We start from the raw sequence: 8,813 nt of genomic DNA, 5'->3' as shown, positions 1-8,813 counted from the left end.
CACCCCCATCCCCGGCCCTTCCCCCATCAAGGGGGAAGGGAGCAGATCACCGCTTCTTCTTCTTGGCCGTCGCCTTGCCCTTGGCCGAACCCTTGCCCTTCGCCACGGCCTTGCCCTTAGCGCCCTTCTTGCCCTTGCTCGCCGTGGCCTTGCTCTTGCCGCCCTTCCTGGCGGCCGCAGCGCACTTGGCCTTGGCCGCCTTCAGCGCCTTGCCCTTCTTGCCCTTGGTCGAGCAAGCCTTGGCGGGCGCCTCGGCGACCACGCGCGGCGCGGCCGGGCGGGCGCCCCAGATCACGGGGCCTCGGCCGGTGGGGACATAACCCGGCGGCAGGGTCGCCTGGGCCACGCGATGGGCTGTGACCCGGGTCTCCACGCCGTTGTCGTTGAGCTTGCCGGCCCACGACCCGTCGCCGCGCGGCGTCAGGTCCAGGGTCGCCAGCTGGCCGGAACGCGGCGAGAACCGGGCCAGGAAACCGCTGGGGGAGCGGTCGACGAAATCGATCAGACCGGTGGAGCCCACCGCGCCGGGCCGCCGCAGGTCGCGCCAGGCGCCTTCCAGCCCGTCAGACCCGCCCACCTTGTCGACCATCTGCAACGCATAGAGCGTCTCGCCGTCCGGACCCTCGATCAACCAGCCGCCGTCCAGCGGACCCTGCAGGCCCTGGGCGGCGAGGATCGAGCCCTTGACGCGCAGGTCGTAGGCCTCGGCCGTCGGCATAGAGGCGCCCTGGGGGGCCGCCTCGGGCCTGGGGATCGGCAGGATGGTCGGCGCGTGCGGGGCGGCCGGCGCCGGGGGCGCGGCGTCCTCTTCGTCCGTGGTCTGGGGGCCGCTTTGAGCGATCAGGTCGGCCAGGGGGTCGACGGCCTGCCCGGCCACGGCGGGCAGGGTGTTGGGATCGACGGGCGTGGCCGCTTCCTGAGCCAGGACCGGCGCGGCGGAAAGGGCCAGCAGGAAGATCAGGAGCGCGCGCATGAGGTCCTCGAGGCCTTGCGTCTAGGCGGCCGAGCGTTCGGCGATGGCGGCGGCCACCGCCACCAGCCGTTCGGCCTGAACAAGGTGCAGCCGCTCGGCCATCTTGCCCTCGACCCGCAGGGCGCCCTTGCCGGCGTTTTCGGGCGCGGCGAAGGCGGCGATCACCGCCCGGCTCCAGGCGATCTCGCCCTCGGTGGGCGAGAAGGCGCGGTTGCAGATCTCCAGGTGCTTGGGATGGATCAGGGTCTTGCCGTCGAAGCCGAAGTCGACGGCCTGGCCGCAGACCGCCTCCAGGGCGTCCAGGTCCTCGATGTCGTTGTGCACCCCGTCCAGGATGGTCAAGCCGTGGGCCCGGGCGGCGGCGACCGACAGCGACAGGATCGGCAGGAAGGCCTCGCGGCCCGGGGTCTGGCGGGCCCGCATCTCCTTGGCCAGGTCGTTGACCCCCATCACCCAGCCGGAGAGGCGGGTGGTGCGCGAGGCCGCCGCGATCTCCCACAGGTGGAAGGCGGCCTTGCCGGTCTCGATCATGGTCCACAGCTTGGTGGCGGCCGGGGCGGCGTGCAGGGCGGCCTGGTAGGCGTAGACGTCGGCGGCGTCATTGACCTTCGGGACAAGAACGGCGTCCGGGCCAGCATCGGCGGCGGCCTTCAGATCGGCCTCGCCCCAGGGGGTGTCCAGGCCGTTGGTGCGGATGACGATCTCGCGCGGGCCAAAGCCCCCGGACTTGACCGCAGCGACCGCGGCGTCGCGGGCGGCGTCCTTCATGTCGGGCGCGACGGCGTCCTCAAGGTCCAGGATGATCACGTCGGCGTCCAGGGTGCGCGCCTTGTCCACCGCCTTGGCGTTGGAGGCGGGCATGTAGAGGGCGCTGCGGCGCGGCCGGGCGATGTCGGACATGAGGCTCCCGCTGGAATTCTTGCTCTTGTCCTCCTCTAAAGCATCTGAAGCGCCGCGCCGGAAGTCGTCACGCGCGACGACGTCAGAACGGTGTCCAGATTTGCCGGAACGGGTTTAAGCTGGCGGCATGACCACGCGCTATGACGACACCGCCAAGAACGTCCTGGGCCAGGAGCTGCAGCCCTGCTCGCTGAACCCGGTGACCGGCTTCTATCGCAACGGCTGTTGCGAGACCGGGCCGCACGATCTGGGCCTGCACACCGTCTGCGCGGTGATGACCGCCGAATTCCTGGCCTTCTCGGCGGCCACCGGCAACGACCTGTCGACCCCACGTCCGGAATACGCCTTTCGCGGCCTGATCCCTGGCGACCGCTGGTGCCTGTGCGCCGGCCGCTGGAAGGAAGCCCTGGACGCCGGCGTCGCCCCGCAGGTCGTCCTGGAGGCGACGCACGAGGAGATGCTGGCGGTGGTGTCGCTGGGCGTGCTCAAGGACCACGCGGTGGCGTAACTTGCACTCGGCGCCTGAGAGACGAAAACGAGGACCTCGCACCGAGCACCTGTCGATTATTCCAGCGGCTTCAGCTCGCCCAGCATCGTGGGGATCAGCTCCGACACGGTCGGATGGATGTGCACCGCGCGCTGGATCACCGTGTAGGGCGCCTTGGCGTACATCAGATCGATCATGCCGTGCACGACCTCGTCGCCGTTCAGGCCCAGGATCGCCGCGCCGAGGATCTGCTTGCTCTCGGCGTCCACGATCACCTTCATGAAGCCCTGGGTCTCGCCCTTCTCGACCGCCCGCCCGACCCGGGTCATCGGGCGCTTGCCGACCAGCAGCGGCCGGCCGGTGGCGCGGGCCTCGGCCTCGGTCATGCCCACCCGGCCCAGGGGCGGGTCGATGAACAGGCCGTAGCAGGCGATGCGGTCGCTGACCTTGCGCGGGTCGTCATCGAGCAGATTGGCGGCGATGATCTCGAAGTCGTTATAGGCGGTGTGGGTGAAGGCGCCCTTGCCGTTGCAGTCGCCCATGGCCCAGACGCCGGGATTGCTGGTCTTCAGCTGGTCGTCAACAACCACATAGCCGCGTTTATCGAGCTCGACCCCGGCCTTGTCCAACCCCAGGTCGTCGGTGTTGGGCTTGCGGCCGATGGCCAGCAGCACGTGCGAGCCGGTCACCTGAGGCGCGCCCTCTTCACAGGTGACGTGGACGCAGACGCCCTCCTCGCCCCCCTCTGGCTTGTTGGGCGCGAAGCTGATGCATTCGGCGTTGAGGCGGACGTTCACCCCCTCGGCCTCGAGGATCTCGCGCACCGCGTCGGAAATCTCAGGGTCCTCGCGGCCGATCAGGCGCGGCCCCATCTCGACCACCGTCACCTCTGCCCCGAAGCGCCGGTACATCTGGGCGAACTCCAGGCCGATATAGCTGCCGCCGACGATCACCAGATGCTTGGGAAGCGTCTCGACCGCCATCATGCCGACATTGGTCAGATAGCGGATGTCGTTCAGCCCCGGCATGTCCGGCGCATTGGCCCGGCCGCCGACATTGAGGAAGATCTTCGGGGCGGTCAGCACAGCGTCGCCGACCCGCACCGTATCGGCCGACTCGAAGCGGGCGTGGCCGTGAATGACCGTGCAGCCCTTCATGCCGCCCAGCCACGTTTCCAGATTGCCCCGGGCGTTCAGGGTGACGGTCCGGGCGCGGTCGTGGACGCGCTTCATGTCGACGCCCACGTCACCCTGCAGCGTGACGCCGTACTCGGCCGAGCGCCGCGCCAGGTGGGCGGCGTAGGCGCTGGCCACCAGGGTCTTGGTCGGCATGCAGCCGGTGTTGACGCAGGTGCCGCCGAAGTCCTGGCGTTCGATGATGGCGACGGTCTGTCCGGCGTCAGTCAGCCGCCCCGCCAGGGACGGTCCGGCCTGTCCGGCCCCGATGATGATGGCGTCGAAGCTTCGCTTTTCGGGATTGGGGGCGGCCATGGATCAGAGGGCCGAGACGATCAGGGCCGCGCCGGCCACGGCGACGACGTCCTCGAGCAGGCCGGCCGGCCGGTCCTTGCGAAACGCCTTGGCCAGGCGGCCGCGCACCTCGGCCCCGCCCAGGGTGCCGAGGACAGCGCCGATCGCGCCGCAGACGGCGCCGCCGATCCAGGCGTTCGCGCTCATGCCGATCACCGCGCCGGAAAAGGCGCCGCTGACGATGCGGGTTCCAAACTGCACCGGCACCTTGCGGCTGGGGGTCTTGGGCAGCTGATCGCCGACCAGCTCCAGCACGGCCAGGGCGGTGAACACCCAGGTGGCGATGGTCCCGCCTAGCCACGCCAGCGGCGTGCCTTCAAGGGAAATGAGCCCCAGATGTGCGCCCCAGGCGACGGCGGCCGGGGCGGTCATGGCGCGCAGGCCGGCGACGACCCCGATCAGCAGGGCGAACAGATAGAGCGACATGCGGGGTCTCCGGCCGTTGAGCGCCGCCGATCTGGCGCGCGGCGCGATCAAACCGCAAGCGCGAACGCCGTTCTTGGATGTTTCCGCTCCGGCGCCGCCGGCCTCAGCCCAGCGGATACTCCGCCTCCAGGCGATAGGCCGAACCCTCGTGGGTGCGCCAGCTGGAATAGAGGCCGAAGCGGTCGACGCGGAACGGCGTCGAGTGCAGCAGGTTGTTGGCCTGGATCCAGGCGGCGACCTCGGGCACGGCGGGCCGCTTCAGATAGGCCAGGGTGACGTGCGGGGTGTAGACGCGGCTCTCCGGCTTGAGACCGGCCCGGCGGGCGGCGCTCTCGTGGGCCTTGGCCAGCCGGCGCAGGTCGGGGTTCTCGGCGACCCCGGCCCAGACGGCGTGGATCTCGATCCCTTCGCCGAAATGGCCGACACCCTGAAGTTCCAGGTCGAAGGCCGGGGCCTCGATGCCCCGCAGTTCCTCGTCCACATCGGCCGCGGTGGTCTCCTGCACGTCGCCGATGAACTTCAAGGTGATGTGGAAGGCCTCGCGCGGCCGCCAGCGCGCGCCCTCGACGCCGTGCTGGCGCGGCAACAGGTGATCGCCGACCTCGGCGGGGATGGCGATGGCGGTGAACAGGCGGATCATGAAGGGGGTTTTAGCCGATCCTCCTCCCGCGGGGGAGGTGTCGGCGAAGCCGACGGAGGGGGGAGGGTTTGGTCGCTGGCCACACTCCGGGTCGACAATCCCAAGACTCCCCCCACCGGCCTGCGGCCGCCTCCCCCACAGGGGGAGGAATTACGGACAAGGATTGGGCTGCAGGGCGTGCAGCGCGTTGACCGCTTTTTCCATTTCCTCGGTCCAGGTCAGGTCGAAGGCGGCGATGTTGGTCTTCAGCTGGTCCATCGAGGTCGCGCCGATGATGGTGGCCGTGACAAACGGGCGGGTGTCGCAGAACTTCAGGGCCAGCTGGGCCGGGTCGACGCCGAAATGGGCGGCCAGGTCCACATAGCCGCGGATCGCCTCCTCGGCGCCGGGACCCTCATAGCGCTGCATGCGGTTGTAGAGCGCCTTGCGCGAACCGGCCGGCAGCTTGCCGTCCAGGTACTTGCCGGTCAGGGCGCCCTGGGCCAGGGGCGAATAGGCCAGCAGGCCCACCTGTTCGCGCAGGGCGATCTCGGCCAGGCCGTATTCGAACGTGCGGTTGGCCAGGTGGTAGGCGTTCTGGATCGAGGCGATGCGTGGCAGGCCTTTCGCCTCGGCCTCGGCCACGAAGCGCATCACGCCCCACGGAAACTCGTTGGAGACCCCGATCGAGCGGATCGTCCCCTTCTTAACATGGGCGTCCAGCGCCTCGAGGATGTCGCCGAACGCCTCGAAGTCCTGCTCATAGTCCTTGAAGGTCTGGCCGCCGAACACCCGCACGGGACGGTCGGGCCAGTGCAGCTGATAGAGGTCCAGATAGTCGGTGTTCAGGCGCTTGAGCGATTGTTCGACCGCGTAGTCGATCTGGGCCTTGGTCTGGCGCGTGGGGCCGCCATCGGGCCGCATCCAGGACAGACCCCCGAACGCCGCGCCCCGGCCGGCGACCTTGGAGGCCAGGACGATCTGCTGGCGCTTTCCGGTCTTCTTCAGCCACGAACCGATATGGCGCTCGGTGCTGCCTTGGGTCTCGGGATTGGGCGGGCTGGCGTACATCTCGGCGGTGTCCCAGAAGGTCACGCCCTGATCGAGGGCGTAGTCCATCTGTTCGTGGGCTTCCGCCTCGCTGTTCTGCGAGCCCCAGGTCATGGTGCCCAGGCAGCAGCGCGAGACCTGGATGCCGGTCCGGCCGAGTTCCACGTAATCCATATGGCGCCTTTCAAGGATATGCGGCCCCTATCTTAAGGGCGGCAAGCGCCACGGAAAGCGCAACATCTTGCATGATCCTCGCGGGACCCCGATATTCGGGGAGCGTCCAACACGGACGTGATCTTTTTCGAAGGGCCTTATCCCTATGAACGACCTCAACCGCGGCTACGCGCGCTCGATCCCCGCGGATCGCGCCGACATGTCGGTTGACGCCGGCCTGCGTAGTTTCATGCTCGGCGTCTACAACAAGGTGGCGTTGGGTCTCCTGCTGTCGGCCGGGCTGGCCTTTCTGACCAGCGCCTACGCGCCGGTCACCAACCTGCTGTACCTGACGACGGCCGACGGCCGCCTGGCCGGCTTCACCCTGCTGGGCACCGTGATCCGTTTCGCGCCCATCGTGATGATCCTGGTCTCGATGTTCGCCATGAAGAACCCGACCGCCAAGTCGTCGGGCATCTTCTACTGGGCTCTGGTGTCGACGATCGGCGCGGGCCTGGGCGTGTGGCTGCTGGCCTATACCGGCGCCTCGGTGGCCCAGACCTTCCTGATCACGGCCATCGCCTTCGGCGGTCTCTCGCTGTTCGGCTACACCACCAAGAAGGACCTGACCGGTTTCGGCAGCTTCCTGATCATGGGCCTGATCGGCCTGGTTCTGGCGTCGCTGGCCCAGATGTTCCTGCAACTGCCGGGCCTGAGCTTCATCATCAGCATCCTGGGCGTGTTCATCTTCGCGGGCCTGATCGCCTACGACACCCAGAACCTGAAGATGAGCTACTACCAGATGGGCGGCGACCAGCAGTCGATGGCGGTGGCCACCAACTACGGCGCGCTGAACCTGTATCTGAACTTCATCAACCTGTTCCAATTCCTGCTCAGCATCTTCGGCAGCCGCCGCTAGACGCCTGATCCAGACTTGAGACGAAGGCCCCGGCGGGAAACCGCCGGGGCTTTTTTCTTTAGCGGAGCGCCTGTCGAAGCCGGCGCAGCCGCAGCGCCAGCACCACGATCAGCAGGCCCAGGGCGATGGCCCACAGGCCGATCAACCAGGCCAAGGCCACCGCGCCGGCCCGCGGCGCCAGCATCACCCCGATCCCGAACAGCACCGAGATCGTCCCCGACGCGACCAGCGTCCATTCATTGTCGATGACCTTGCGCAAATGGACGGCGCCGACGATCTCGAACAGGCCGCGCGTCACGGCCGAGGCGCCGATCAGGATGATCAGCAGGATGGCGGTGAGCGCCGGCCAAGCCAGGGCGGCGGCGGCGGTCAGCAGGTTTCCCGCCCCGATCACCACCAGCCACCAACGCGGGATCAGGCCGCCGCCCCGCAGCGCCTCGGCCAGGGCGAACATCCCGTCACTCAGGGCGTAGACGGCGTAGAGGATCACCAGACTGACCAGGGTCAGTTGCGGCCACAGCAGGACCAGGGCGCCGAACAGGATGGCCGCCAGGCCGCGCAGCAGCGCCAGCCACCAGGTGCGCGCCAGAAGGTGGACCACGGAAAGGGGTTCGACGATCATGGGGGCTCCTGTCAGGCCGAGCTTCGGCCGGTCTCATGAAAACGCCGACCGCCTCGCGACACTCTCACAGTCGTGTCAATCGACGAGCTTAAAACGGCCCTTGTCGAACATCCGCAGCACCTGGGCCAGGTCGTGGCCGCGCTTGAGCGTCAGGCCGCCTTGGCCGATCACCGCCCATTCGCCCTGCTTGCGCGCCAAGGCCGGGCGCTTTTCGATGCGATAGAGCGGCGACTCGGCCGCGTGGCGGAACACGGAAAACACCGCGTGGTCGCTTTGTCCGGCCATGCCGTAGTCGCGCCATTCGCCGGCGGCGACCATCCGGCCATAGAGCCGCAGGAGCTGGTCGATCTCGCGACGCTCGAAGAAAACGACACCGGCGACAGGGCGGGAATCCAAGGCCATCGGACGAATCCTAAACCCAAATCGGGCTCGGAGGCGAGCGCCGCTGAAGCGAAGGCGGCGGCGCGGCGGTCGTCAGCGTTGCGGCCCTGCTACAGTGGCGCTTGATAAGCTCCGCGCCGTCCCGGCGGGCCACGAAATGACCTTAATTTCGACCCCTCGCCGCCCGGTTGGCCCACCATCTTGAACCTGTCGGCCGGTCGGACATCCTGCGGTTCAGGATCCTGAACAGCCCCCCCAGCCCCCTCGATCGTGGGCCGGTCGGCCGACAGTGACCCTCTATTACCGCTTGAGACCCCGCGTGGCGCCCCCTCTCCACGCGGGGTTTTCGCGTCTGGACCCTTCCGGCGTGGAGCGCGGCGGACACATCCCCGACACGAACGGCCGCGAAACGACCTTGATCGCGCCGCTCCTGCGCCGGGTTGTCACGCCACAAGTTCAGTGTCGGTCGATCGGACTCTCGGGTCCGGACCCTGAACAGCCCCCCAGCCTTCCTGATTCGGAGCGCCGGTCGGCCGACGAACTCGACATTCCCCTCCCCTAAGAGGCCCGCGCGGTGAACCCCTCCCGCGCGGGTCTTTCTTTGTGGCATGACTGGTCCTCCCCCTATGGGGAGGCGATCGCGAAGCGATCGGTAGGGGAGTTTGCCATTGGAGACCCGGGGTGCGGCGATCGTCCGATCACGCCCCCTCCGTCGGCTTCGCCGACACCTCCCCCACAGGGGAGGACCTTCTAC

Annotated in this window: 10 protein-coding genes; 2 read left to right on the top strand and 8 right to left on the bottom strand. The window is 68.4% G+C overall.

Translation table 11 applies throughout. The annotated features are described in order from the left end of the window. Window positions 1–46: 46 nt before the first annotated feature. Both WAL33_RS02975 and WAL33_RS02970 read right to left on the bottom strand, forming a co-directional pair. Complete coding sequence (locus WAL33_RS02975; protein WP_422178331.1) at window positions 47–973, bottom strand: hypothetical protein; 927 nt, start codon at window positions 971–973, stop codon at window positions 47–49. A gap of 21 nt (window positions 974–994) precedes the next feature. After that, the gene (locus WAL33_RS02970) at window positions 995–1,873 is read right to left on the bottom strand and encodes an HpcH/HpaI aldolase/citrate lyase family protein (protein ID WP_422178329.1); all 879 of its coding nucleotides are present in this window, start codon (window positions 1,871–1,873) and stop codon (window positions 995–997) included. Window positions 1,874–2,000: 127 nt separating this feature from the next. On the opposite strand from WAL33_RS02970, the gene WAL33_RS02965 reads away from it, so the two are divergent. Next, window positions 2,001–2,381: a DUF2237 family protein gene (locus WAL33_RS02965; protein ID WP_422178327.1), complete on the top strand. Its 381-nt coding sequence runs from the start codon at window positions 2,001–2,003 to the stop codon at window positions 2,379–2,381. 56 nt (window positions 2,382–2,437) lie between these two features. Here the strand turns inward: WAL33_RS02965 and WAL33_RS02960 are convergent, their stop codons facing one another. From WAL33_RS02960 to WAL33_RS02945, 4 genes are all read right to left on the bottom strand, one after another. Continuing rightward, window positions 2,438–3,850 (bottom strand): FAD-containing oxidoreductase, encoded by a 1,413-nt coding sequence (locus WAL33_RS02960; RefSeq protein WP_422178325.1) that lies wholly within the window; start codon window positions 3,848–3,850, stop codon window positions 2,438–2,440. Window positions 3,851–3,853: 3 nt separating this feature from the next. After that, the gene (locus WAL33_RS02955) at window positions 3,854–4,315 is read right to left on the bottom strand and encodes a DUF4126 domain-containing protein (protein ID WP_422178323.1); all 462 of its coding nucleotides are present in this window, start codon (window positions 4,313–4,315) and stop codon (window positions 3,854–3,856) included. A gap of 103 nt (window positions 4,316–4,418) precedes the next feature. Further along, window positions 4,419–4,955 (bottom strand): RNA 2',3'-cyclic phosphodiesterase, encoded by a 537-nt coding sequence (thpR, locus tag WAL33_RS02950; RefSeq protein ID WP_422178321.1) that lies wholly within the window; start codon window positions 4,953–4,955, stop codon window positions 4,419–4,421. A gap of 150 nt (window positions 4,956–5,105) precedes the next feature. Next, window positions 5,106–6,158 (bottom strand): aldo/keto reductase, encoded by a 1,053-nt coding sequence (locus tag WAL33_RS02945; protein ID WP_422178319.1) that lies wholly within the window; start codon window positions 6,156–6,158, stop codon window positions 5,106–5,108. A gap of 145 nt (window positions 6,159–6,303) precedes the next feature. On the opposite strand from WAL33_RS02945, the gene WAL33_RS02940 reads away from it, so the two are divergent. Continuing rightward, a complete protein-coding gene (locus tag WAL33_RS02940; RefSeq protein ID WP_422178317.1) occupies window positions 6,304–7,056 on the top strand; it encodes a Bax inhibitor-1/YccA family protein in 753 nt (250 codons plus the stop codon). A gap of 58 nt (window positions 7,057–7,114) precedes the next feature. Here WAL33_RS02940 and WAL33_RS02935 read toward each other — a convergent pair whose 3' ends face one another. Both WAL33_RS02935 and WAL33_RS02930 read right to left on the bottom strand, forming a co-directional pair. Continuing rightward, window positions 7,115–7,678, bottom strand: coding sequence for an HdeD family acid-resistance protein (locus tag WAL33_RS02935; RefSeq protein WP_422178315.1), 564 nt, complete (start codon window positions 7,676–7,678; stop codon window positions 7,115–7,117). A gap of 75 nt (window positions 7,679–7,753) precedes the next feature. Then, window positions 7,754–8,080 (bottom strand): DUF2794 domain-containing protein, encoded by a 327-nt coding sequence (locus tag WAL33_RS02930; protein WP_422178313.1) that lies wholly within the window; start codon window positions 8,078–8,080, stop codon window positions 7,754–7,756. Window positions 8,081–8,813 lie beyond the last annotated feature (733 nt).

This window comes from Caulobacter sp. (assembly GCF_049283275.1).
Classification (GTDB): Bacteria; Pseudomonadota; Alphaproteobacteria; order Caulobacterales; family Caulobacteraceae; genus Caulobacter.
The sequence above is the reverse complement of the archived record's forward strand: the minus strand, read 5'-3'. Positions and strand labels throughout refer to the sequence as shown.